A 24,845-nucleotide genomic window follows, 5' to 3' on the forward strand; every position below is an offset into this window, starting at 1 on the left:
CCCCGGCGGCTGCCGCTCCAGCCGTGCCCGCCACCCCGGCGCCCGCCGAGGCGCAGACCGCCGACAGTGCCGACGCCGCGCCCTGGTGACCCGGCGCTGAGCCTGCGCGGGCGCGGCGCTTGCCGCCGCCGCGGGCATGAGACACGACCCTGCCCTGGACCCGGTGCGCCGCGCCGCGCGGCCGCTGGACGATCTCGACGACGTGGACGCCGTGGTGCAGGCCGCGGCCGGCGCCAAGCTGGTGCTGCTGGGCGAGGCCACGCACGGCACGCGCGAGTTCTACGCGCTGCGCGCAGCCGTCACGCGCCGGCTCATCGAGCAGCACGGCTTCGACGGCGTCGCGCTGGAGGCGGACTGGCCCGACATGCTGCGCGTACACCGCTACGTGCAGGGCGGGTTGCAGGACGCCAACGCGCGCCAGGCGCTGGACGACTTCCAGCGCTTCCCTCGCTGGATGTGGCGCAACCGCGAGTTCCTGCACCTGGTGCAGTGGCTGCGCGGCTACAACGACCTGCAGCCGCAGCGCCGGCGCGCCGGCGTGTACGGGCTGGACCTCTACAGCCTGCACGGCTCGGTGCAGGCGGTGCTGGCCTACCTGCAGGCGCACGAGCCGGAGATGCTGCCCCGGGCGCGCGAGCGCTACGGCTGCTTCGACCACTTCCTGGAGGACCCGCAGCGCTACGGGCAGGCGGCGCACTTCGGGCTGAGCGAAGGCTGCCAGCGCCAGGTGCTGCAACAGTTGCAGGAGATGATGGCCCGCTCCGCGCAGGCGCTCATGGGCGGCGGCGCGGAAGAAGAGCTGTTCCACGCCCAGCTCAACGCGCTGGTGGTGCGCAACGCCGAGCGCTACTACCGGATCATGTTCGAGGGCTCCACCGCCTCCTGGAACCAGCGCGACCGCCACATGCACCAGGTGCTGCAGCGGTTGCGCGAGCACCTCACGCGCACGCGCGGGCACCCGGCGCGGCTGGTGGTGTGGGCCCACAACTCGCACCTGGGCGACGCGCGCGCCACGGAGGTCGGTGGCTACGGTCAGCTCAACCTGGGCCAGCTGGTGCGCGAGGCCGCGGCGCCGGGCGAGAGCTTCATCCTGGGCTTCAGCACCGACCACGGCAGCGTGGCCGCGGCCTCGGACTGGGACGAGCCGGTGCAGTTCAAGCGCGTCACGCCGGCGCGGCACGACAGCTGGGAGGGTCTGCTGCACGACACCGGGCTGGACCTGTTCCTGCTGCCGCTGGGCGGCGAGGATCTGCAGCGGCTGCTGGCGCCGCCACGGCTGGAGCGCGCCATCGGCGTGATCTACCGGCCCGAGACCGAGCGCGCGAGCCACTACTTCGAAGCCTCGCTGTCGCAGCAGTTCGACGCCGTGCTGCACGTGGACCGCAGCCATGCCCTGCACCCGCTGGACGGCGCCGCGCCGCCGCAGCTGCTGGAGGAGCCGGAGACCTTCCCGAGCGGGCTGTGAGCTTCGCCACGGCACACGGCTTGCCGCCTTGGGGACTCAGCAGAACAGCCCCAAACAGGAGGTGACCATGTCCGCTCTGACCCCTGAACAACTGCAGACGCTGCAGGACCAGCTGTCGCAGCGCGAGTCCGAGCTGGGTGCCGAGTTGCGCGACTTCCAGGAGCGGCGCGACGAACGTCCCAGCGCGCAGGGCCCCCTGGTGGACGACCAGGTGGCGCAGGGCGAGGAACGCATCCGCACCGGCGTCGAGCACATCGAGATGGAGCGCGACCAATTGGAGCTGCGCGACATCGACGATGCGCGCGCGCGCATCGCCGAGGGCAGCTACGGCGAGTGCGTGGACTGCGGCTGCAACATCCCCTACGAGCGGCTGCACGCGCAACCCACCGCCGCGCGCTGCGTGGACTGCCAGGAACGCTGGGAAAAGACGCACGAGACGGTGCCGCGGTACACGGCCTGAGGGCGGGGGGCGCCAGGCGCTGGCACGCGTGCCATGACGTCGGACGTAGAAGAAACGTCGCCATTCCGGCGAAAGCCGGTATGACGACGAGTGGGCTTGCGGCGTGCATTTTTTCTTTGCCGGCGGCCGAACCCGGCCGCCCGCGTGCGCTCTACTTGGACTGACGCCATTCCCCTGACTTGATCCGCGGGCCCGGCCGGCCGGCGCTGTGCCCGTGCGGGCGCGCGCTGTCCGGCCAGGCGCGCAGCCCGCCTATGCACGCACCCGTCCCGCTCATCGCCACCCTGGCCGCCGCCTTCGCCCTGTCCCTGCTGCTCGGCTTCGTGGCCGTGCGGCTGAAGCTGCCCGCCCTGGTGGGCTACCTGGCAGCAGGCATCGTGCTGGGACCGACCACGCCCGGCTATGTCGCCGACATGAAGCTGGCGGCGGAACTGTCCGAGATCGGCGTGATGCTGCTGATGTTCGGCGTGGGGCTGCACTTCTCGCTGGACGACCTCATGGCCGTGCGCCGCATCGCCCTGCCCGGCGCGGCGCTGCAGATCGCCGTGGCCACCGCCATGGGCGCGGCCGTCGCCATGGCCTGGGGCTGGGATCTGGGCGGCGCACTGGTGTTCGGGCTGGCGCTGTCCGTGGCCTCCACCGTGGTACTGCTCAAGGCGCTGGAAGCGCGTGGCCTGCTGGAGACCCACAACGGCCGCATCGCCGTGGGCTGGCTGGTGGTGGAAGACCTGGTGATGGTGCTGGTGCTGGTGCTGCTGCCCGCGCTGGCGCCGCTGCTGGGCGGCGCCGAAGCGGACGCGGGCCATGGCGGCGGGGGCGAGCCGCTGTGGCTGTCGCTGGTGCGCACGCTGCTGGCCGTGAGCGCCTTCGTGGCGCTGATGCTGCTGGTGGGGCGGCGCTTCTTCCCCTGGCTGATGTGGCAGGTGGCGCGCACGGGCTCGCGCGAGCTCTTCACCCTGGGCGTGATCGCCGCGGCCGTGAGCATCGCCTTCGGCGCGGCCGAGCTCTTCGGTGTGAGCTTCGCGCTGGGCGCCTTCTTCGCCGGCATGGTGCTGCGCGAGTCCGCGCTGAGCCACCGCGCCGCCCACGAGAGCCTGCCGCTGCGCGACGCCTTCGCGGTGCTGTTCTTCGTTTCGGTGGGCATGCTGTTCGACCCGGCGGTGGTGCTGCAGCAGCCGCTGGCGCTGCTGGCGGTGGTGGCCATCATCGTGCTGGGCAAGTCGCTGGCGGCGGCGGTGCTGGTGGTGCTGCTGCGCTACCCGCTGGGCACGGCGCTCACCGTCTCGGCCAGCCTGGCGCAGATCGGCGAGTTCTCCTTCATCCTGGCCGGGCTGGGAGCGCAGCTGAAGCTGCTGCCAGCCGAAGGGCAGAGCCTGATCCTGTCCGGCGCGCTGATCTCCATCGCACTCAACCCGCTGGTGTTCTCGGCCATCGAGCCGGTGCTGCGCTGGCTGCGCCGCCGCCCGGGGCTGCTGCAGCGGCTGGAGCGGCGCGACGACCCGCTGGCCGAGCTGCCGATGGACACCGCCCACCACTACCTGGAAAAGCAGGTGGTGCTGGTGGGCCACGGACGCACCGGGGCGCACATCGCGCAGGCGCTGCGCGAGGCGAACGTGCCCTGCGTGGTGGCCGACAGCAACCGCGAGATCGTGGAGCGGCTGCGCGCGGCCGGGACGCCCGCCGTGTGCGGCGACGCCGCCGAGGAAGGCACGCTGATCCAGGCCCACGTCGCCCGCGCGCGCATGCTCGTCATCGCCGTGCCCGCGGCGGTGGACGTGTTGCCCATGGTCGAGATCGCGCGGCTGCTGAACCCGGACATCGAGGTCGTGCTGCGCGGCCATGATGCGGACGAGGCGGGCTTCATGCAGCGCGCGCAGGCCGGCACCGTGTTCACCGCCGAGGACGCGCTCGCCCGCGTGATGAGCACGCACGTGCTGCAGCGGCTGGCGCAGGCGCACTGAACGGCTCCGGCTGGTAGCCCGCTGCAGCAAGCGCTCAAGCGGCGGCTGCACGTGTCGGAATTCCTTACACTTGGCAGAAAATTTGCCCCCCGAGATCGCACAAGTTCCTGTCACCAAAGGAAAAGTCAAGAATGGCATACCCCTTGCATAAGGGAGGCAGGCGCACTGCGCGCAACCAGAACCACTGACTTTGAGGGTTTGCCATGAAGAAGATTTCCGCCTTGCTTCTCAGTGCGGTGTTGAGTGCCGGAGCCCAAGCTGCTACCGCCAGTTACACCGACAGCTTCTACAACGCGCTGCAGAAGACCGACTTCCTCAACCAGTCGGGCTCGCTGGACATGTTCGACAGCTCGCTCGGTACGCTGACCAGCGTGACGCTGACGCTGTACGGCACCAGCATCACGGACCTGGAGCTGTCCAACAACTCCAGCCTGACCTCCACAGCCTCGGCCACGACGCGCACCCGTCTGAGCTTTTCCTCCTCGCTGGCTCCGCTGAGCACGCTGCTGGGCAGCACCTACAAGATCCAGCTCGAGCCTTCCAGCCCCGAGGTCGTCCTGACGCCGGGTGAGACGCAATCCTTCTACGACATCGAGGAGAGCAAGAGCTACACGGTGAACAACGTCAACAGCATCCTGTCGAGCTTCTACGGCAGCGCTGGCAGCACCTTCAACATCTTCTGCTCCTCGAAGACCACGCTGTTGACCTCCGTGGAAGGCGGCAACTCCGAAGCTTCGCAATCCACCGACGCGGCCTGCGGCGCCGAAATCTCTTACACCTACACCGTTGCCGAGGTTCCCCCGCCGGCTGTGCCCGAGCCCGCCTCGCTGGCGTTGGTCGGCCTGGGCATGATTGGCGTGGCCGCTTCGCGCCGCAAGTCGCGCCAGGCCTGAAGCTTGAACGCGCCTTGAGCGCCGGCCCCGGGTGGCCGGCGCTGGCAGCCAAGCCGGGGCTTTCGCCCCGTTTTTTCTTTTCGGGTGTCGCGCGCCCCTGGTTGAAAAAGCAACAAAACCGCCCGGGCAAGAAAAAACCCGCCTCGCGGCGGGTTCGTTGCGGCGGGCCGGGCGGCTGCGGTACCGGCCCGTGCCGGACTCAGCGCCGGCCGATGAGCATCCCCACCAGGAAACCGACGCCGGCGGCCACGGCGATGGAGCGCCAGGGCTTGTCATGCACGTAGTCGTCGGCGGCCTGGCCGGCGGCGCGCGTCTTGCTGACGGCGTTGGCCTGCAGGTCGCGCAGGTCGTGGCGCGCCTCGCGCAGCCGCTCGCGCAGCTGGGTGGCACTGGCGCTGGCGCTGGCGGCGCTGGAGCGCATGAGCGCCTCGGCATCGGCCACGATGGCCTTCAGATCGCCCTTGAGCTGGTCCATGCCGGGATTGTTGGCGGTGGTGGCGTCCGGGGTGCTCACGTCGTTCATCTTGCGGTCCTCCATGTGTGAAAAGGCTGGGATCGGGCTTCCACCTTAGCCTCAGCGTGCCCGCACCGGCAAGCGCCGTGCGCAGACCCCAGGCCATGGGGAAACCCGCAGGGCCGCGGTGTGCAGCCCTTGTGATCCAGATCATGCCCGCGCGCCGGAGTTCCCCGAAGCTTGCAGCGCGTGGCCGTCTCAGGCCGGCACGGCGGCGGCGTCCTGCGCCAGCGCTGCCGCCGGCGCGGCCCCCACGGGCGTGAGCAGCCGGCCCATGAGCTCACGCACGCTGCGGATCTGGCTGCCGAAGGGCAGCGCGCCCTTGCCGCGGAAGAACAGCCCCTTCTTGACCTCGCCGCGCAGCGCCGCGGCCAGCTGGTGGTCGATGCAGAACTGGCCCCAGCCCGGCAGCCCATCGCGCAGCCCGCATTGCGCCAGGCAGTCGAAGACCTTGGTGCAGCGCGACTTGGCGTGCGCCTTCTCCTGCAGCCTGGGTTCGGCCTTGAGGTAGGACTGCAGCCACTGCGTCTTCACGCCACGCGCGGGCAGGCCCGCCACGCTGGTGAACTCGACCATGTCCTCGTCGCGCGCCTCGGCCAGCACGCGCTTGAACTCCGGATGCGCATCGCATTCCTGCGTGACGGCGAAGGGCGTGCCCAGCTGCACGCCCGCGGCGCCCAGCGCCTGCAGCCGCGCGATGTCCTCGTAGCTGCGCACGCCACCGGCGGCAATGATGGGGATCTCGCGCTCGATGCCAGCCTTCTTGAGGAACTCCAGCACTGCGGGAATGACGTTCTCGAAGTCGAAGCGCGGGTCGTTGAGATCCTGCACCTTGGCCGCGCCCAGGTGGCCGCCGGCCAGCCGCGGATGCTCGATGACGATGGCATCGGGCAGCCGCTTCTTGCGCTCCCACTTCTTGACGATGAGCTGCACGCCGCGCGCATCCGACAGGATGGGCACCAGCAGCGCCTCGGGGTGATCCTGCGCCAGGTCGGGCAGGTCCAGCGGCAGCCCCGCGCCCACCACCACGACGTCGATGCCGCACTCCAGCGCCTTCTTCACGCTGGCGGCGTACTCCGCGACCGCGCGCATGACGTTGATGGCCAGCAGGCCACGGCCCTGCGAGAGCTCGCGCGCGGCCTTGATCTCGCGCCCCAGCGCCTCCAGGTTGGCGGCGTCGATGAGCGCCTTGCCCTCGGCCTCTTGGCCCGCGTGCGCGGCGGCGCCCTCGGTGCGCGCCATCAGGTCCGGATGGTGGCGGCGCAGGTCCACCGAGCTGATCGTGCCCACGCCGCCCAGGGCGGCCACGGTGCCCGCGAGGCGGTGCGCCGACACGCCCACACCCATGCCGCCCTGCACGATGGGCAGCAGCGAGCGCCCGCCCAGCCGCAGCGGCTGCAGGCGGCTTTGCTCCAGAGTGGGTGCGAGGACGGGGTCGATGTGGGGATTCATGGGCACGGCAGATTTCGGACAGGTTAGGGACGATACGCAGCGCGGCGGCGGCGCGGCTTGATCCTTGTCATGCCGCGCCGCGATGGGGCGTGCCTTCCGCACGATGTCCCCGCTGCCACTGGTGGGCTTGAACGCGGCGGCTTGCGGGCCCGCGCCACGCTGGCGATGCTGCGCCCATGGCCCTCGAACACGCATCCCCGCTGCAGCCCATCCGGCTGCATCCCGACGGCACCCTGCCGCCCGACGCCGTGAGCGTCAGCCTGATCAAGAGCGCCGAGCTGCAGTTGCTGCGCGTGGTGCTGCGCGCCGGCGGCGTGCTGCCAGCGCACTGGGTGGCCGGCGAGTGCACCATCCAGTGCCTCAGCGGCAGCGCCCAGCTCATCGCCGGCGAGCAACAGCTCGACCTCGAAGCCGGCGACGTGGTGCTGCTGCCCAAGCAACAGCCGCACGAGCTGCGCTCGCCGCACGAGGACAGCGCGCTGCTGGTGACGATCCGGCTGGGGACGTAGGGCACCGCGCTTCCAAAGCCCACGGCCAGCCCGGAGGCTGGCGCGATGGGAGGCCCTACTGCACCAGCGGCGTGTCCGCCACCTCGAACGCCACGTGTTCGAGCTTGGCCGCGCTGCCCAGCACGCGCAGGTACTGCCGCAGCGCCGTGATCCAGGCCTGCTGCTGCAGCGACTGCAACACCGCCACGCGCACCTGCTCGAAGGGCAGCGGCTCGCCGCCCTCGCGCTCCAGCACCTCCACCACGTGCAGCCCATGGCGGCTGTGCACCAGGCGCGGCAGCACGCCGACCTCGGGATGGCCGAAGACCTCCTTGCCGAACTCCGGCACCACGTCCTGTGCCATCGCCCAGCCCAGTTCGCCGCCCTGGGCGCCGCTGGGGCAGTTGGACAGCTCGGCCGCGGCGCGGCCGAAGGCGCCGTCGCCGGCATCGGCGCAGCGCAGCTCCAGCAGCAGCGCCTCGGCGCGCTGGCGCAGCGCGTTGAGGTCCACGCCCGGCGTGACGGCGAACAGCACGTGGCGCAGGCGTACCCGCTCCGTGGCGCCGAAACGGGCCGGATGCGCGGCGTGGTGGCGCCGCAGCGCCTCCTCGTCCGGCTCGGGCAGGCGCAGCGCCAGGGCCAGCAGCTCGTCGATGGCCTGCGAGGCCGCGGCGCTGGTGCTGCCGTCGAGCTGCGGCACGTCGTCCGCGTCCAGCCGTCCCGCGCTGATCGCGGCCTGGCGCAGCAGCTCGATGCACGCGCGCTGGCGCAGCTCCGTCTCGTCCGGGCGCCGGCCCTGCGCGTGCAGCGGCACGCCGTTGACGCGCGCCACGGGCTCGTTGGGGTCCACCGTGGGCGCGGCCATCGCCGGGAAGTCGCCGTGCTGGTGGTGATGGGCCTTCTTCTGGCCGCCGCAACCGCAGCCGCCGTGGCCGCCGTGGCCGCCTCCGCATCCGCTCATGGTTGATTCCTGTCTCAAGTCTGTTGCGTAAGCACCGGTCTCGTGCAGCTTCAGTGCGTGCCGTGCGACGGCTTCACCGTCCCGGCCGTGGCCGTGCCATGCACCTGCACCGCCGGACGCCCCACCGTGTTCTCCAGCGTGCGCCGCGGCGCCAGGTGGCCCGCGGGCAGGTTCAGCCGGCGGCTGCGCACCACCTGGTACGGGCGCAGCACGTAGGCCACCGAGGCCAGGCCGCTCCATACGTGCACCAGCCGCGTGAAGGGGAAGACCAGGAACAGCGTCATGCCCAGGACCATGTGGACCTTGAACACCCAGCCCACCTGCGCCAGCTCGGCGCCATCGACGCGGAAGGTCACCACGCGCTGCGCCCAGTCGGCCAGCACCAGCATCACGCTGCCGTCCATGTGCTGCGCGGAGAACGGGATGCTCGCCAGCCCCAACGCCAGCTGCACCCACAGCAGCCCCAGCAGCAGGATGTCGCTGGGCTTGGAGGTGGCGCGGATACGCGGGTCCGACAGCCGGCGGTTGAGCAGGATGTTCACGCCCGTGAAGGCCATCAGCCCGGCAATGCCGCCGCTGACCATGGCGATGAGCTGCTTGGCGCCGGACCCCAGGAAGGGCTCGTACAGCGCGTGCGGCGTGAGCATGCCCACCGTGTGGCCGAACATCAGGAACAGCACGCCGGCGTGGAACAGGTTGCTGCCCACGCGCAGGCTGCCGGCGCGCAGCAGCTGCGAGCTGTCGCTCTTCCACGTGTACTGGTCGCGGTCGAAGCGGATCAGGCTGCCGACGACGAAGACGGCCAGGCAGATGTAGGGATAGAGGCCGAAGAAGAAGTGGTCCAGGGCTTTCATGCTCGCGCTCCTTGGTTGGAAGCCGCGTGGGCGTTGTGCTTGCGCACGATGTGGATGGGTTGCGGCTGGCCGGGGGCGGCCTGTCCGCGGGTGCTGCAGCCGTCGAAGGCGGGCGGCTCGGCCCAGGCTTCGTCCAGGGGCTCGTCGGCCTCCACCTTCACGGCTTGCGGCTTCTCGCCGGCGAGCTCCAGCACCGCGGCGATGACGCAGGCGTAGGGGCTGCCGCGCTTGAGCAGCGCGCTGAAGATGGCGTTGAGGATGTGCGCCATCTCGCCCAGGAACTCGCGGCCCACCGCCGGCGGCTGCGTGGAGACGAACTCCAGCACCACCGGCAGGTAGTCCGGCAGTTCCTGGTCGCCGAGGTGCAGCCCCGCCCGCGCGTAGGTGTTGATCAGGTCGATCATGGCCGGGCCGCGCTCGCGCGAGTCGCCGTGCACATGCTCGAACAGGTGCAGCGAGGTGGCGCGGCCGCGGTCGAAGGTGTCGACGAACTGCGCCTCGACCTCGAACGGGTCAGCCACGCCGAGCACCTTCATGAGTTGCCTCAACTCGGCACGGCGCGCGGCGGGCAGCGCCGCCTCGTCGTCCAGCGCCCGCGCCAGCTCGGGCAGCGCCGCGCGCAGTTCGGGGCCCGGGTAGCCCAGCAGCGCCGCCAGCACGCGGGCCGTGAGCCGGTGGTTCTTCACCTTGTTGAACATCACGTGCTCCTTGCCTCTCAGACGCTGGCCTGGATGGGAATCGTGCGGCGCTTCTTGGCGCCGAACAGGCTCGTTTCGCCCGCACCATCCGAGCAGCCGTTGCCGAAGCTGAAGCCGCAGCCGCCGCGCACGTCGAAGGCGTTCTCGGCGTACTCGCGGTGCGTGGTCGGGATGACGAATCGGTCCTCGTAGTTGGCGATGGCCATGGTCTGGTACATCGCCTCGACCTCGGCCTGGTTCAGCCCCACCTGCGACAGCGCGGCCAGGTTCTCGCGCCCTTCCACGTGCTTGTCGCGCTGGTAGGCGCGCATGGCCAGCATGCGCTCCAGCGCGCGCACCACGGGCTTTTCATCGCCGGCGGTCAGCAGGTTGGCGAGGTACTGCACGGGGATGCGCATCTGCTGCACGTCCGGTATCTCGCCGTTGACGCCCAGGTGCCCGGCCTGCGCGGCCGAGGTGATGGGCGACAGCGGCGGCACGTACCAGACCATGGGCAGCGTGCGGTACTCGGGGTGCAGCGGCAGCGCCACCTTCCACTCCACCGCCATCTTGTAGACGGGGCTGCGGCGCGCGGATTCCAGCCAGGCCTCGGGGATGCCGTCGGCGCGCGCCTGCTCGATCACCAGCGGGTCGTTCGGGTCCAGGAAGATGTCGAGCTGCGCCTGGTAGAGGTCCTTGTCGCGCTCCACGCTGGCGGCGGCCTTGATGCGGTCGGCGTCATAGAGCAGCACGCCCAGGTAGCGGATGCGGCCCACGCAGGTCTCGGAGCACACGGTGGGCTGGCCGGCCTCGATGCGCGGGTAACAGAAGATGCACTTCTCCGCCTTGCCGGTCTCCCAGTTGTAGTAGATCTTCTTGTACGGGCAGCCCGAGACGCACATGCGCCAGCCGCGGCACTTGTCCTGGTCGATGAGGACGATACCGTCCTCCTCGCGCTTGTAGATCGAGCCCGAGGGGCAGGAGGCCACGCACGCCGGATTGAGGCAGTGCTCGCACAGGCGCGGCAGGTACATCATGAAGGTGTTCTCGAACTGGCCGACGATCTCCTTCTGCGCCGCCTCGAAGGTGGAGAGGTTGGCGTCCTTGCTGCGCTTGGAGAACTCGCCGCCCAGGATCTCCTCCCAGTTCGGGCCCCACTCGATCTTCTGCATGCGCTGGCCCGTGATCAGGCTGCGCGGGCGCGCGGTGGGCGCGGCCCTGCTCTCCGGCGCCGACTGCAGGTGGTCGTAGTCGAAGGTGAAGGGCTCGTAGTAGTCGTCGATCTGCGGCAGGTTAGGGTTGGCGAAGATGCGCATGAGCAGCTTCCACTTGCCGCCCTGGCGCGGCTCGATCGAGCCGTCGGCGTTGCGCGTCCAGCCGCCGTTCCACTTGTCCTGGTTCTCCCACTCCTTGGGGTAGCCGATGCCGGGCTTGGTCTCGACGTTGTTGAACCAGGCGTACTCCAGGCCCTTGCGGTTGGTCCAGACGTTCTTGCAGGTGACGGAACAGGTGTGGCAGCCGATGCACTTGTCCAGGTTCAGCACCATGCCGATCTGTGCACGTACTTTCATGTCGGTACTCCGTGTCTTCTTGCGTGCGGGTCAGGCGTGTGCGGCCGCAACCGGCTCGTCATCCAGCCAATCGACCTTGGCCATCTTGCGCACCACGACGAACTCGTCGCGGTTGGTGCCGATGGTCCCGTAGTAGTTGAAGCCGTAGCTGTACTGGGCGTAGCCGCCGATCATGTGCGTGGGCTTGACCACCACGCGCGTGACCGAGTTGTGGATGCCCCCGCGCGTGCCGGTGATCTCGGCCCCCGGCGTGTTGATGATCTTTTCCTGCGCGTGGTACATCAGCGTCATGCCCTCGTTCACGCGCTGGCTCACCACCGCGCGCGCGGCGATGGCGCCGTTGGCGTTGAACAGCTCGACCCAGTCGTTGTCCTGGATACCGGCCTTCTTCGCGTCCACCTCGCTCAGCCAGATGACGGGACCGCCGCGGTTGAGCGTCAGCATCATCAGGTTGTCGCTGTACGTGGAGTGGATGCCCCACTTCTGGTGCGGCGTGATGAAGTTGAGCGCGATTTCCTTGTGCCCGTTGGGCATGCGCTCCATCACCGGGCTCACGGCCTTGAGGTCCACCGGCGGGCGGTAGGCGACGAAGCCCTCGCCGAAGGCGCGCATCCAGTCATGGTCCTGGTAGAACTGCTGGCGCCCGGTGAGCGTGCGCCAGGGAATCAGCTCGTGCACGTTGGTGTAGCCGGCGTTGTACGAGACCTTTTCGCTTTCCAGCCCGGACCAGGTGGGCGACGAGATGATCTTGCGCGGCTGCGACTGGACGTCGCGGTAGCGGATCTTCTCGTCCTCGCGGTGCAGCGCCAGGTGCGTGTGCTCCAGCCCCGTCTGCTTGCCCAGCGCGTCCCAGGCCTTCACCGCCACGTGGCCGTTGGTCTCGGGCGCCAGCATCAGCACGACCTCGGCCGCGTCGATGTCGGACTCGATCTTCGCCATGCCCTTGGAGACGCCGCTGTCCTGCACCACGCCGTTGAGCTCGCGCAGCGCCTGCACCTCGTCCTTGGTGTCCCAGCCGATGCCCTTGCCGCCGTTGCCCACTTTCTCCATCAAGGGGCCCAGCGCCGTGAAGCGCTTGAAGGTGTTGGGATAGTCGCGCTCGACCACGGCGATGGACGGCGCCGTCTTGCCGGGGACCAGCTCGCACTCGCCCTTCTTCCAGTCCTTCACGCCGAAGGGCTGCGCCAGCTCGGCGGCGGTGTCGTGCATCAGCGGCGTGAGCACCACTTCCTTCTCGACGCCCAGGTGGCCGACGCAGACCTCGCTGAACTTCTTCGCGAAGCCCTTGTAGATCTCCCAGTCCGACTTGGCCTGCCAGGCCGGGTCCACCGCCGCGGACAGCGGGTGGATGAAGGGGTGCATGTCGGAGGTGTTGAGGTCGTTCTTCTCGTACCAGGTCGCGGTGGGCAGCACGATGTCCGAGTACAGGCAGGTGGTGCTCATGCGGAAGTCGAGCGTGACCACCAGGTCCAGCTTGCCTTCGGGCGCCTTGGCGTGCCACTTCACCTCGGTGGGCTTGGCCTCGTCCACGCCCAGGTCCTTGCCCTGCACGCCATGCGTGGTGCCCAGCAGGTGCTTCAGGAAGTACTCGTGTCCCTTGCCGGACGAACCAAGGATGTTCGACCTCCAGACGAACATGTTGCGCGGCCAGTTGTCCGGATGGTCCGGGTCCTCGCAGCTCATCTGCAGCGAGCCGTCCTTGAGGCCCTGCACCACGAAGTCCTTGGGCTCCATGCCGCGCCGGGCCGCCTCGCGCGCCAGCGTCAGCGGATTCGTGCGCAGCTGCGGCGCGGAGGGCAGCCAGCCCATGCGCTCGGCGCGCACGTTGTAGTCGATCATGCTGCCGCCGAACTTCGACTTGTCGGCCAGCGGCGAGAGGATCTCGTCGACGCCCAGGCGCTCGTAGCGCCACTGGTCGGTGTGGGCGTAGAAGAAGCTGGTGCTGTTCATCTGGCGCGGCGGGCGCAGCCAGTCCAGCGCGAAGGCCAGCGCCGTCCAGCCGGTTTGCGGGCGCAACTTCTCCTGGCCCACGTAGTGCGCCCAGCCGCCGCCGCTCTGGCCGATGCAGCCGCACAGCATGAGCATGTTGATCACGCCGCGGTAGTTCATGTCGGCGTGGTACCAGTGGTTCATGGCCGCGCCGATGATGATCATCGACTTGCCGTGCGTCTTGTCCGCGGTGTCGGCGAACTGGCGCGCCACGGTGATGGCTTGCTCGCGCGGCACGCCCGTGATGCGCTCCTGCCACGCCGGCGTGTACGGATGGTCGTCGTCGTAGCTCCTGGCCGCGACCTCGCCGGGCAGCCCGCGCGCCACGCCGTAGTTGGCCACCAGCAGGTCGAACACCGTGGCCACCAGCGTGCTGCGGACCTCGCCCTCCTTGCCCAGCCTGATGCGCTGCACGGGCACGGCGCGGCGGATCACGTCGCCGGACTGCTGGTTGGCATTGAAGTGCGGCGTCTCGATGCCGCCGAAGTACGGGAAGGCGACCATGGCGGTCTCGGCCTCCAGGCCGTCCACGGCCGCGCCTTCCAGCGCGCTGAGCTTCAGTTTCACGGCCTGGCCGTGGCGGGCCTCCTTGGCCTCCAGGTTCCACTGGCCCTGCGCCTTGCTCCAGCGGAAACCGATGGAGCCGTTGGGCAGCACCACCTTGCCGGACTCGTCGAGGGCGACGGTCTTCCACTCCGGGTTCTCGGCCTGGCCCAGGTTGCCGTTGAAATCGCTGGCGCGCAGGTAGTGCGCGGGCACGAGGGCCTTGCTGCCGTCGGCCAGCGTCTGTTCCTCCAGTTGCACCAGCAACGGCAGATCGGTGTAGCGCCGGGCGTAGTCGTCGAAGTAGCTGCTTCGCTTGTCGAAATAGAACTCCTTGAGGATGACGTGGCCCATGGCCATGGCCAGGGCGGCGTCGGTGCCCTGCTTGGGGTGCATCCACAGGTCGCACAGCTTGGCGACCTCGGAGTAGTCGGGCGTGACCGCCACGGTCTTGGCGCCCTTGTAGCGGACCTCGGTGAAGAAGTGCGCGTCGGGGGTGCGCGTCTGGGGCACGTTGGAGCCCCAGGCGATGATGAAGTTGGAGTTGTACCAATCGGCCGACTCGGGCACGTCGGTCTGCTCGCCCCAGGTCTGCGGACTGGAGGGCGGCAGGTCGCAGTACCAGTCGTAGAAGCTCATGCACACGCCGCCGATGAGCGACAGGTAGCGCGAGCCCGCGGCGTAGCTGACCATGGACATCGCCGGGATGGGCGAGAAGCCGATGATGCGGTCCGGCCCGTGCTTCTTGGCGGTGTAGACGTTGGCCGCGGCGATGATCTCGTTGACCTCGTCCCAGGTGCTGCGCACCATGCCGCCCAGGCCGCGCTGCTGCTGCCACTCGCGCCGCGCGTCGGCGTTCTCGACGATGTTGGCCCAAGCGTCCACCGGGCTCCTGGCCACCGCGCGCGCCGCGCGCCAGTGCTTCAGCAGCCGGCCGCGCACCATGGGGTACTTCACGCGGTTGGCCGAGTACAGGTACCAGCTGTAGCTCGCGCCGCGGGCGCAGCCGCGGGGCTCGTGGTTGGGCAGGTCCGGGCGGGTGCGCGGGTAGTCGGTCTGCTGCGTCTCCCAGGTGACGATGCCGCCCTTGACGTAGATCTTCCACGAGCAGGAGCCCGTGCAGTTGGTGCCGTGGGTGGAGCGCACGATCTTGTCGTGCTGCCAGCGCGCGCGGTAGGCGTCCTCCCAGGTGCGGTCTTCGCCCGTGGTGACGCCGTGGCCGGCGGAGAAGCTCTCCCTGGGCTGCGAGAAGTGGGTGAGTCGGTCGAGGAAGTGGCTCATGCTCGTTGCTCGTTGCTCGTTGAGTTCGTTACTGCGGGACTGACGTGCTCAGCAGGGCATGGGCGCGTTGCGGCGGCTGTAGAACCACCAGGTGACGGCCACGCAGGTGACGTAGAAGACGATGAAGGCGTAGAGAGCGGCGTCCACCGAGCCGGTCATGGCGATGGAGCTGCCGTAGCTCTTGGGGATGAAGAAGCCGCCGTAGGCGCCGATGGCCGAGGAGAAACCCAGCACCGCGGCGGCTTCCTTGTTGGCGTCGCGCACGGCCTGTTCCTGGGCGGCGGGGTTCTTGTCCGCGGCGCGCTGGCGCTCGGTGAGGAAGATCACGGGGATCATGCGGAAGGTCGAGCCGTTGCCGATGCCCGAGGCCGCGAACAGCACCAGGAAGGAGATCAGGAAGCCGGTGAAGCTGCCGCCCTGCCCCTCGTGCGGCAGGAACTTGATGACGGCCAGCACGCCCAGGCCCATGGCGATGAAGGTCCAGAAGGTCACGCGGGCGCCGCCGAGCTTGTCCGCGAGCCAGCCGCCCACCGGGCGCACCAGGGCGCCGAACAGCGGGCCCAGCCAGGCGTACTGCAGCGCGTTGACGCCGGGGAACTGGCTCTTGATCAGCAGCGGGAAACCCGCCGAGTAGCCGATGAAGCTGCCGAAGGTGCCGATGTAGAGCCAGCACATCAGCCAGTTGTGCTTGCGCTTGAAGATGACGGCCTGGTCGGCGAAGGAAGCCTTGGCCTCGCTCAGGTCGTTCATGCCGAACCAGGCCGCCAGGGTCGAGGCGATGATGAACGGCACCCAGATGAAGCCCGCGTTCTGCAGCCACATCGGCACTTGCTGGCCGGCCTTCTCCACCAGCTGCGCCTCGCCGCCCAGGCTGCCGAACACGCCGGCGGTGATGACCATGGGCACCACCAGCTGCACCAGCGACACGCCCAGGTTGCCCAGGCCGGCGTTGAGGCCCAGCGCGGTGCCCTTCTTCGCCTTGGGGAAGAAGAAGCTGATGTTGGCCATGGACGAGGCGAAGTTGCCGCCGCCGAAGCCGCACAGGATGGCCAGCAGCGCGAACACCTCGTAGGGCGTCTCGGGGTTCTGCACCGCGAAGCCGATGCCCGTGGCCGGCAACAGCAGGCTGGCGGTGGAGATCGCCGTCCAGCGCCGCCCCCCCACGATGGGCACCATGAAGGAATAGAAGATGCGCAGCGTGGCGCCGCACAGCGCCGGCAGCGAGGCCAGCCAGAACAGCTGATTGGTGGAGAACTTGAAGCCCACCGTGGGCAGGCTCACCACCACCACCGACCACACCATCCACACCGCGAAGGCCAGCGTGAGGGCGGGGATGGAGATCCAGAGGTTGCGCTGCGCAACCGACTGGCCGCGCTTCTGCCAGAACGCCGGATCTTCCGGTGCCCACTGGCCGATGACGTACGAGGAAGCCATGGAACGGTTCCTTTCGTGGAAAGAGGAGAAGAGGAAAAGGAGCGCCGCGCGTGAAGGGTGGATGCCGAAGGAGACGGCGGCGCGCGGCGCCCGCAAGACTCGGCGGGTGCTCAGGCGGCCTGCGGACCCAGGACGGCGCGCTGGCGCACCTCGGTGAAGTACATCCAGATCAGCGAGACCCAGACCACGCCGTAGAGCAGCATGAAGGCGCTGGAGCGCACGCCGGTGAGGTCCATGAGCGCGCCGAACAGGATCGGCAGCAGGAAGCCGCCCAGGCCGCCGGCCAGGCCCACGATGCCGCTGATGGCGCCGATGTTCCTGGGGTAGTCGTCGGCGATGTACTTGAAGACGCTGGCCTTGCCGAAGGCCCAGGCCACGCCCAGCACGGCCATCAGCGCGGTGAAGGTGTAGACGTTGAGGCCGACGTGGAAGGTGGCGGGGCCGTTGACGGTCTGGATGGTGAAGTCGGTCTGCGGGTAGGACAGCAGGAACAGGCAGATCCAGCTCACCCACATCACCCACCAGGTCACGCTATGGGCGCCGTACTTGTCGGAGAGCCAGCCGCCGATGGCGCGCAGCACGCCGCCGGGCAGCGAGAAGCAGGCCGCCAGCAGCGCCGCGACGCGGATGTCCAGGCCGTACTCGCCGACGTAGTACTGGACCATCCACAGCGCCAGGCCCACGTAGCCGCCGAAGACGATGCTGTAGTACTGGCAGTACTTGAGCACCTTGGGGTCCTTGAGCGCCTTGAGCTGGTCGGCGAAGGTGACGTTGCTGGACACCAGGTGCGACGGGTCGGAGTGGCTGAAGAGCCAGAACAGGATGACGGTGCCCAGCATCACGGCGGCGTAGACCTGCGGGACCATGGTCCAGCCGGCGGCGACGACGATGGCCGGGGCGATGAACTTGTTGACGGCCGCACCCGAGTTGCCGGCGCCGTAGACGCCCATGGCGAAGCCCTGGCGGTTCTTGGGGAACCAGCGCGCGACGTAGGGCGTGCCGACCGAGAAGGAACCGCCGGCCAGGCCGACGAACAGTCCGATGACGATGAACTGCCAGAACTGCGTGGCGTAGGCCATCAGGAAGATGGCCGGGACCGTGAGCGCCATGAGGACGGTCATGACGATGCGGCCGCCGAAGCGGTCGGTCCAGATGCCCAGCGGCACGCGCACCAGCGAACCGGTGAGCACGGGCGTGGCGGTGAGCAGCCCGAACTCGGTGGCGCTGAGGCCCAGCGTCTTCTTCAGCGGGATGCCGATGACGCCGAACATCATCCAGACCATGAAGCACACGGTGAATGCCAGCGTGCTGACCACCAGCACCGACAGCGCCTGCCGGTTGCGGGTCGCGGCGGCACGCTGCGGCGCCGCGACGGTGGCTGAGACTGGGACGGCCATTTGGAACTCCCCTCGGTGGTTCTCCGTGGCCGGAACTTTCGGGTTTTTACGGAGAGGGGAGTATTCGTCTGTTGGGCACTTATCAGAGGGCGGAAGGAGGATGGGCAAATAGCCTGAAGAACGAGAAGAACCAAATTCTCATCGTTCAAAAGAACTATGGCATGACAAACGTCATTGATATATGGCAAGACGGAAGCTTCAGCTTATTGGGAATCAAGGAACCAGACCCTGCCCTTGTCCCTCCAATGCGCAATCAAACGGCTTCTCCGCGGCACTGACAAACCCAACCGCACCGCAGCGCCAACATGCTGATGCGAGCCTCTGCACAGGCCTGAAACAAGGAAACAAAAGGCAGAACCTGGCTCGGATTTCTCCCTCTCACGCCCTGTTTCCCCGCCTCCCCTTCGCCCCAACCCTCAACCGCAAGGCCTCCCGATCCATTTTCTTCGCCGGATGCCGCAGCGCATGCCGGATCACCCAACGCAAGTCGTCGTCCGCCTCCGCCAGCCAGCGCTCGCAAATCTCGAACACCAGCGCCGGATGGTCCTTGGCAATGTCGCCCAGGTGGTTTGCCACGCTGCGACGCACGTAGAGGCTCGGGTCGTTCTTGAGTTTCTCCAGGATCGGCAGCACCGGCGCCGGATCGGACTGAAAGGCGGGAATGCGTACCGCCCAGGGCAACCGCGGCCGCGTGCCCTCGGAGCACAGGCGGCGCACATGCGGGTCCGGGTCATCGGTCCATAACAGCAGGCGCTGCAGCGTGCGCGCCGGCTCGTGGATCAAGAAGGGACGAATGGAAAACTCCGCGCTGAAGCGCCGCGTCAATTCGTACTGCGCGCGCATCGAAGCCTCGAAAGGGTCGCGCCCGCCGTTACCCTCCCGGCTCAAACCATATTGAGCCACGAAGCTCACATGCGGCAGGTAGAAAAATACCGCCAGGCCCATATCGGAAGTCTGCCCCAGCGGCGGCGTGAGTGAATCCAGCAAAATATTCACGGCAAACTCATAGTCCACCGGCAGACAGTGGCGCAGCGCCCGCGCCAAGTGCTTGCCGCGGTCCAGGATGCCCAGCGGCTCCAGCCCTTCCAGCGCCATGGCCTGAAAAGCCGCGGCATCAAAATCCGGATGAACCAGCCGCACGTTGTGAGCCAGGCATTCCACCGCCTCGGTACCGAGCAGGAATTTCAGCGGCGTTCCCTTTTCAATGGAACGCGGGGCCACGGGCAGGCGCAACTGGCCGGGTACGGTGGAGATCATGAAACTCGATATTCAGCCGAGACCATGAGATTATCTGTCACTCTTTCAGCGGCAGACCAGAATGGCAAGGGCTCCCGTCAAAAACAGCATGGTCGAATTTCTGAGGCAACTCGTCGCCATTCCCAGCCAGGCCGGCAGCGACGATCCGGCGGCCATCGTGCAGGTCGCGAGCGCCTGGCTGACCGAAAACGAGGTCCGCCATCAACGGCTCGGCTCGGCCAGGAATCCCCGTGCGCTTGTCATCAACCCGCCCACCCAGGCCAGCGACGAAGTGCTGCTGCTCAACGCCTGCCTCGACACCGCCCCCGTCGGCGACCTGGCCCAGTGGCAATACCCGCCCTTCGGTGGCGTGGAGCACGAGGGCTGGCTTCATGGACGGGGCAGCGCCGATTCCAAGGCGGCGGTGGCGATCTTTTCGGAAATTGCCAGGACCGTTGCCCTCACCGCCCGCAAGCCCGTCAATGGCCGCCTGCGCCGCACGACCCTCGTCTTCGACAACGACGAGCATTCCGGCCGCTTCGGCGGCATCAAGGCGTACACGGCGAAATTCGGGTTTCCGGCTTTCTGCGCCATTGGCTATCCCGGGCCGAGGCACGTCGTGGTGGGCTCGCGCGGCTTCTACCGAACCGTCCTCACGCTGCGCGGCGCGCTGGGGCATTCAGGCAGCGCCAGCGTGCCGGCCGAATTGGCCATGGCAAAACTCCAGCGCCTGCTGGCCGGGCTGGAAAAGGTCCAGGCGCAAGGCACCCCGGCCGATGAAAACTTTCCGCTGCGGCCCCGCGCGTCCGTGACATGGATACGCACCGGCGCCCGCGCCTACGCCCTCACGCCCGCGAAGATTGGTTGCGGTCTCGACATCCGTCTCACGCCCGGTTTCGACCGTGAGGCCGCCGGCCGGTTCCTGGCCGAGTTGCTGGCCGGCATCGCCCGTGAAACCGGCGATGCGCACCCCAGCTCGCTCGGCCCGGTGAATTGCTGGCCGGCCTACCGCACGCCCGATGAGGCCCTGCTGCCCCGGCTGCTGCAGTCCTGCGCGCGGGAGGCACTGGGCCACGCGCCCGCATTCAGCGTCTCGGGCCCCAGCAACATCGGCAATTACCTGGCGATGCACGGCACGCAGGTGGTCTCGGGTTTCGGCGTCGAATACCTGCGCATCCACGGCCCGGACGAATGTGTGAAGCTGGATTCCATCCCGGGCATCCACGCCGCCTATGCACTGGCGGCGCAGCGCTTCCTGGACGGGTACGCCTGAGAAGGCCGCGCGGCCGGGCCTGGGCTCCTCCAGGGATGCCTGCGTCGCCTGTGCCTCAGGCGTGGACCGCCGTCCTGGCCGTGCGACGCCGGCGCGACGAGAAGGCCAGCAGGCCCAGGGCCGGCAGCAGCAGCGCCAGGGTGCCCGGCTCCGGCACGGCCTGCGAGGGCGCCCCGATCGGCTCGAACGTGGAGCCGTTGCCGGGGCCACCGGGCGCGGGCGCCGGGCTGGGCGCCGATGGCGGCAGCGCCACGTCAGCCGTGGCGAACAGGTGGTTGTTGTTGATCTGGATGTTCGAGTTCCAGTCCTTCACCACCACGTTGCCGTTGATCTGGCCATTGCCACCATTGATGCTGGCCAGCGGCGCCAGGATGCTGCCGAACACCCCCACGTTATTGAGCGTGATCTCCGTGGCGTCGACGAAGTTGAACAGCACGTTGTAGGCGGCGAAGTCCTGGAGACCCACGCTCTGGAAACCAGCCGTGGCACCGCTGACGTTGAAGATCAGCGTCTGGCCCGGTTGCAGGTCCGAGAACAGGATGTGGGTGAGCCCCAGCAACTGGCTGCCGCTGACGTCGAAGACTTGCGTGCCGGACGTGCCGTCGCCGCTGAAGGTCACGCCGCGCCAAGGGTTGAAATCAGCCTTGCCGTTGGCGCTTGCGCCATTTATCGACGTGGACAGCGCCTGGAGCTGCTGCGCCGCATCGGCAAAGGAGAACGGCGCCTCGCCGCCGCGCTGCAGCGTGCCGCCAAAGCCCAGGCTCGACAGGCTGGCCGTACCGCCCACGTAGGCATTGCCGTGGTCGATGGAGCCGCTGCTGAAGCTCAGATTGCCGCCCACCACCAGCGACAGGCCCGCGTAGCCGCTTTGGTTGTGCAGGTTCACGCTGTAGTTCGACAGCGTCACGTTGCCCTGCACGGCCATGGTGCCTTGGGTGTCACTGCTGCTGGTGAAGTCGCCCAGCGCGAAGACGTTGAAGTTGCCGGCCATTCCCAGGTTCACCGGCGCCGCCTGCGACGAGGCAGGTACCGCCAGCATGCCCGCCGCCAGCGCCACGGCACATGCGGGTGCCTTGAGCCGGGCGTCGAGGGCGGTAAGGAGGCGCGACGCGATGCTCGGGAAGGTGGAGGTCATGCGGGAACAGCCAACGACTGGGGGACAACGAGGTTCGATTGTCGAAGCGGCGTCCATCCACATCGTGGCGCCTTCGTGAACGGCGTCGACTCACGGCCAAAGGCCGTGACATCCGCCACGGTCGCGGCGCCGGAACCGCGCGGCACGGCGCCGCTGCGAATTCCTGCCTTGGCGGCCGGGCACCCGTGCGCGACATAAACGGCTTCGCACCCTTCATGCCGACCACGCCCACGGACGCCCGCCATGCCTGTCTACTGCGTCTCCTACGACCTGACCCAACTGGGCCGCGACTACGCCAGCCTGCACGACGAGCTCAAACGCTCGGGCGCCTGGTGGCACCACCTGGGCACCACTTGGCTGGTGCACACCAGCGAGGCCGCGGAGCAGCTCTCCACGCGGCTGCGCCGCAGCCTCGACGACAACGACAGCCTGCTCGTCATCAAGGTCGGCCGCGACTACGCCGGCTGGCTGCCGCAGAAGGCGTGGGACTGGATCGAGAAGCAGCTCCAGTAGTGCTTTGCCGGCGCGGCTCAGCCCAGCCCGCGCTCGGCCGCGTACACCGCCGCCTGCACGCGCGAGCTCAGGTTGAGCTTGCGCAGGATGTGCTGCACGTGGATCTTCACCGTGGTCTCGGCGATGTCCAGCGCGCGGCCGATCTCCTTGTTGCTGGCGCCGCGCGCGATGTGGCGCAGGATCTCCCGCTCCCGCGGCGACAGCGTCACGATCGGGTCGGCCGGCTCCGCCGCGGCCGCCGGCGCGGGCGCGGGCGCCGCCGCGCTCAGCGACTGGAAAGCCGCCACCAGCTTGGCCGTCATCTCGGGGCTCACCACCGACTCCCCGCGCATGCAGCGCACGATGGAGGCCGCCAGCGCCTCGCTGTCGATGGTCTTGAGCAGGTAGCCCTGCGCGCCGTTGCGCAGCGCCGCCGCCAGGTCGCGCTCGTCCTCGCTCACGGTGAGCATGAGCACGCGCGCCTTCGGCGCGGCCTCCTTCAGGCCCCGCAGCGCGTCCACGCCGCTGACGCCGGGCAGGTGGTTGTCCAGCAGCACCAGGTCCGGCTGCAGCGCCTGCGCATGGCGCTGCGCCTCGCCCGCATCGCCCGCCTCGGCCACCACCGAGAAGCGCGCGTCGGCACCCAGCAGCGCGATCAGGCCGCGCCTGAACAGCGTATGGTCATCCACCACCAGCAAACGGATCGGCGCGTCCGCACCGGGATGGGGTTGGTTTGTACTCATCACGCGATCATGCCGCCGTCGAGGCGGCTGCCGTGGCCGAAGGCGGCAGCGTCAGCGTCACGCAGCTGCCCGCGCCGGGCACGGCGTCCACGCACACCTGCGCGCCGATGCGCGCCGCGCGCTCGCGCATGATGCGCAGCCCCACGTGCGTCTCGGCGCGCTCGGCCTCGGGCTCGAAGCCCTGGCCGTCGTCGCGCACCTCGAAGCGCCAGCCCGCGCTGTCGGCCGCCACCTCCACCCACACCTGCGAAGCGTGCGCATGCTTGCGCACGTTGGACAGCGCCTCCTGCACCACGTGCAGCACCTGCACCTGCACGTCCGGGTCCAGCGGCAGCCCGTGGCCGTCGATCTCCAGGTGCGTCTTCAGCCCCGTCTGGTGCTCGAACTTCTGCAGCGTGGTGCGCAGCGCGGGCTCGATGTGCTCGGCATTGGTCCGGGTGCGGAAGTGCACCAGCAGCTCGCGCACGTCGCCCATGCACTCGTTCACGCCCGTGTCGAGCTCGCCCAGCGTGCGCTCCACGCCCGCCTCGTCGCCGCGGCCGCGCGCCGCGCGCAGCAGCTGCACCTGGATCTTCAGGAAGGCCAGCGACTGCGCGATGGAGTCGTGCAGCTCGCGCGCGATGAAGCTGCGCTCCTCGGCCACCGCCGTCTCGCGCTCCAGCGCCGCGGCACGCAGGCCCTCCATGGCGCCGGCCAGGTGGCTGGCCAGCGCATCGAGCAGGCTGCGCTCCTCCGCGCCCAGCGCGACCTCGGCCCGGAAGAACAGGTCCACCTCGCCCAGCAGCCGCTGTTGCAGCCGCACCGGCACGCTCACCAGGGTCCTGAACCCTTCGCGCGCGCAGTGGCCCAGGGTGCGGTCGGCCGTGACGATGGGGATGACGCGCGTGCGCGCATCCATCGCCGACTGCCCGCACAGGCACTCGCCCGTGGCCACGCAGTGCTCGCCCTCGCTCAGCGCCTTGGGCAGCCCCGCGCCGGCCAGCAGCAGGTAGCGCTGGTTGGCCTCGTCGGACCAGCGGATGGCCACCGCATCGGCGTGCGCCAGGCGCCGCACCTTGGTGGCGAAGCCCTGCGCCATGCCGTCGAGCGTGTCGGCCCGCGCCAGCAGCGCGCTGACCTCGTACAGCGCCGCCAGCCGCCCGCGCTCCAGCTCCAGCGAGGCGGTCTTCTCGCGCACCTTGTCCTCCAGCGAGCGGTAGAGCGACTGCAGCGTCTGCGCCATGCGGTTGAAGCCCGCGGCCAGGCGGCCGAACTCGTCCATGCGCTGCACCTCCACGCGCGCGGCGAAGTCGGCCTGCTCCATGCGCTGCAGGCCGCGCTGCAGCCGCGCCAGCGGCTCCAGCACGAACAGGTAGCCGGTGTAGAGCAGCACCACCGCCGCGGCCAGCGCCAGGCCCAGCATGGCCAGCTGGTACAGGTGCAGGATGCTGGTGAAGCGCGCGAGCTGCAGCTCGATGGCGGCCACGAACAGGTCCACCGAGCGCACGAAGCTCTCGGCATCGGCGCGCACCGCCGCGGCTTCGGGCTGCGGCCCCTGCGCCCAGCGCGCATGCAGCCCCCGCCACTGCTGCACCACGTCGTGGAAGGCGGCCTTGGCCGCGTCGTTCCAGGGCACCAGCAGCGGACGCGACGGATCGCCCTGGGCCAGCAGGTCCAGGCTGTCCTGGAAGCGGTCGAACTGGGCCTGCACCTGCGCCGGCGGCACGTCGTGCAGCGAGGCCGCGAGGCGCCAGGTCTGCATGCGCATGCGCCCGGCCTCGTTGACGGCGGCGGCACCGCCTTCGAGCTGCCAGCTCACCCACAGCGTCAGCCCGATGGAGCCCAGGGCCAGCACCAGTACCGCGCTGCCGATGAACAGCAGCCTGCGCGCGAGGGTCCAGGGTGTTTTCATGCGCGCACTCTAGGCGCGGCGGCATAACGACGCCTGCTTTTTCGTCAAGAGACCCCGCATCCCGCGAACACGCGATGCGCACCCCCCGCTCCCGGGATACCGCCCAGGGAACTCGCGCCTACGGTAGCCGCCCCG

Annotated in this window: 20 protein-coding genes; 7 read left to right on the forward strand and 13 right to left on the reverse strand. The window is 69.1% G+C overall.

The genetic code is table 11. From position 1 onward, the window contains the following. Positions 1-136: 136 nt before the first annotated feature. The 4 genes from Q0741_RS15255 to Q0741_RS15270 all read left to right on the forward strand — a co-directional run bounded on the left by Q0741_RS15255 (position 137) and on the right by Q0741_RS15270 (position 4,779). Positions 137-1,465 (forward strand): erythromycin esterase family protein, encoded by a 1,329-nt coding sequence (locus Q0741_RS15255; protein ID WP_298234065.1) that lies wholly within the window; start codon positions 137-139, stop codon positions 1,463-1,465. Between the two features lie 67 nt (positions 1,466-1,532). Next, positions 1,533-1,925, forward strand: coding sequence for a TraR/DksA family transcriptional regulator (locus tag Q0741_RS15260; protein WP_298234066.1), 393 nt, complete (start codon positions 1,533-1,535; stop codon positions 1,923-1,925). 254 nt (positions 1,926-2,179) lie between these two features. Continuing rightward, positions 2,180-3,886 (forward strand): YbaL family putative K(+) efflux transporter, encoded by a 1,707-nt coding sequence (gene ybaL, locus Q0741_RS15265; protein ID WP_298234067.1) that lies wholly within the window; start codon positions 2,180-2,182, stop codon positions 3,884-3,886. A gap of 203 nt (positions 3,887-4,089) precedes the next feature. Continuing rightward, positions 4,090-4,779 (forward strand): choice-of-anchor E domain-containing protein, encoded by a 690-nt coding sequence (locus Q0741_RS15270; protein WP_298234068.1) that lies wholly within the window; start codon positions 4,090-4,092, stop codon positions 4,777-4,779. A gap of 199 nt (positions 4,780-4,978) precedes the next feature. On the opposite strand, the gene Q0741_RS15275 is transcribed toward Q0741_RS15270, so the two are convergent. Continuing rightward, the gene (locus Q0741_RS15275; RefSeq protein ID WP_298234069.1) at positions 4,979-5,302 is read right to left on the reverse strand and encodes a YqjD family protein; all 324 of its coding nucleotides are present in this window, start codon (positions 5,300-5,302) and stop codon (positions 4,979-4,981) included. A 189-nt stretch (positions 5,303-5,491) separates the two neighbouring features. Beyond that, on the reverse strand, positions 5,492-6,745 hold the full coding sequence (locus Q0741_RS15280; RefSeq protein WP_298234091.1) for a nitronate monooxygenase family protein: 1,254 nt from the start codon (positions 6,743-6,745) through the stop codon (positions 5,492-5,494). Positions 6,746-6,921: 176 nt separating this feature from the next. Between Q0741_RS15280 and Q0741_RS15285 the strand changes: the two genes are divergently transcribed. After that, the gene (locus Q0741_RS15285) at positions 6,922-7,254 is read left to right on the forward strand and encodes a cupin domain-containing protein (protein ID WP_298234070.1); all 333 of its coding nucleotides are present in this window, start codon (positions 6,922-6,924) and stop codon (positions 7,252-7,254) included. Positions 7,255-7,309: 55 nt separating this feature from the next. Here Q0741_RS15285 and Q0741_RS15290 read toward each other — a convergent pair whose 3' ends face one another. The 8 genes from Q0741_RS15290 to Q0741_RS15325 form a co-directional block, all read right to left on the reverse strand. Continuing rightward, a complete protein-coding gene (locus Q0741_RS15290; protein WP_298234092.1) occupies positions 7,310-8,098 on the reverse strand; it encodes a peptidylprolyl isomerase in 789 nt (262 codons plus the stop codon). A 146-nt stretch (positions 8,099-8,244) separates the two neighbouring features. Further along, entirely contained in the window at positions 8,245-9,048 is an 804-nt protein-coding gene (narI, locus tag Q0741_RS15295) for a respiratory nitrate reductase subunit gamma (protein ID WP_298234071.1), read from the reverse strand. Then, on the reverse strand, positions 9,045-9,746 hold the full coding sequence (narJ, locus tag Q0741_RS15300; protein ID WP_298234072.1) for a nitrate reductase molybdenum cofactor assembly chaperone: 702 nt from the start codon (positions 9,744-9,746) through the stop codon (positions 9,045-9,047). The genes narI and narJ overlap by 4 nt, the downstream gene beginning before the upstream one ends. Before the next feature lie 17 nt (positions 9,747-9,763). Further along, the gene (narH, locus tag Q0741_RS15305) at positions 9,764-11,296 is read right to left on the reverse strand and encodes a nitrate reductase subunit beta (protein WP_298234073.1); all 1,533 of its coding nucleotides are present in this window, start codon (positions 11,294-11,296) and stop codon (positions 9,764-9,766) included. 30 nt (positions 11,297-11,326) lie between these two features. Next, positions 11,327-15,109 (reverse strand): nitrate reductase subunit alpha, encoded by a 3,783-nt coding sequence (locus Q0741_RS15310; protein ID WP_298234074.1) that lies wholly within the window; start codon positions 15,107-15,109, stop codon positions 11,327-11,329. 48 nt (positions 15,110-15,157) lie between these two features. Further along, positions 15,158-16,543 carry a NarK family nitrate/nitrite MFS transporter gene (locus Q0741_RS15315; protein ID WP_298234075.1) on the reverse strand — a complete coding sequence of 462 codons (1,386 nt, stop codon included), beginning with the start codon at positions 16,541-16,543 and terminating at the stop codon, positions 15,158-15,160. Between the two features lie 110 nt (positions 16,544-16,653). After that, positions 16,654-17,940, reverse strand: coding sequence for a nitrate/nitrite transporter (locus Q0741_RS15320; protein ID WP_298234076.1), 1,287 nt, complete (start codon positions 17,938-17,940; stop codon positions 16,654-16,656). Positions 17,941-18,318: 378 nt separating this feature from the next. Beyond that, positions 18,319-19,197, reverse strand: coding sequence for a DNA alkylation repair protein (locus tag Q0741_RS15325; protein WP_298234077.1), 879 nt, complete (start codon positions 19,195-19,197; stop codon positions 18,319-18,321). 88 nt (positions 19,198-19,285) lie between these two features. Between Q0741_RS15325 and Q0741_RS15330 the strand changes: the two genes are divergently transcribed. Then, positions 19,286-20,449, forward strand: coding sequence for a M20/M25/M40 family metallo-hydrolase (locus Q0741_RS15330; protein WP_298234078.1), 1,164 nt, complete (start codon positions 19,286-19,288; stop codon positions 20,447-20,449). Positions 20,450-20,504: 55 nt separating this feature from the next. On the opposite strand, the gene Q0741_RS15335 is transcribed toward Q0741_RS15330, so the two are convergent. Beyond that, positions 20,505-21,584 carry a choice-of-anchor A family protein gene (locus tag Q0741_RS15335; protein ID WP_298234079.1) on the reverse strand — a complete coding sequence of 360 codons (1,080 nt, stop codon included), beginning with the start codon at positions 21,582-21,584 and terminating at the stop codon, positions 20,505-20,507. A 243-nt stretch (positions 21,585-21,827) separates the two neighbouring features. On the opposite strand from Q0741_RS15335, the gene Q0741_RS15340 reads away from it, so the two are divergent. After that, on the forward strand, positions 21,828-22,097 hold the full coding sequence (locus tag Q0741_RS15340) for a hypothetical protein (protein WP_298234080.1): 270 nt from the start codon (positions 21,828-21,830) through the stop codon (positions 22,095-22,097). Between the two features lie 17 nt (positions 22,098-22,114). Here Q0741_RS15340 and Q0741_RS15345 read toward each other — a convergent pair whose 3' ends face one another. Together Q0741_RS15345 and Q0741_RS15350 are read right to left on the reverse strand one after the other, a co-directional pair. Then, positions 22,115-22,819, reverse strand: a complete 705-nt coding sequence (locus Q0741_RS15345; RefSeq protein WP_298234081.1) for a response regulator — start codon at positions 22,817-22,819, stop codon at positions 22,115-22,117. A 7-nt stretch (positions 22,820-22,826) separates the two neighbouring features. Continuing rightward, positions 22,827-24,710 (reverse strand): type IV pili methyl-accepting chemotaxis transducer N-terminal domain-containing protein, encoded by a 1,884-nt coding sequence (locus Q0741_RS15350; protein WP_298234082.1) that lies wholly within the window; start codon positions 24,708-24,710, stop codon positions 22,827-22,829. Positions 24,711-24,845: the final 135 nt, after the last annotated feature.

Source organism: uncultured Azohydromonas sp. (assembly GCF_937926365.1).
In the GTDB taxonomy this organism is placed as follows: domain Bacteria; phylum Pseudomonadota; class Gammaproteobacteria; order Burkholderiales; family Burkholderiaceae_C; genus Azohydromonas.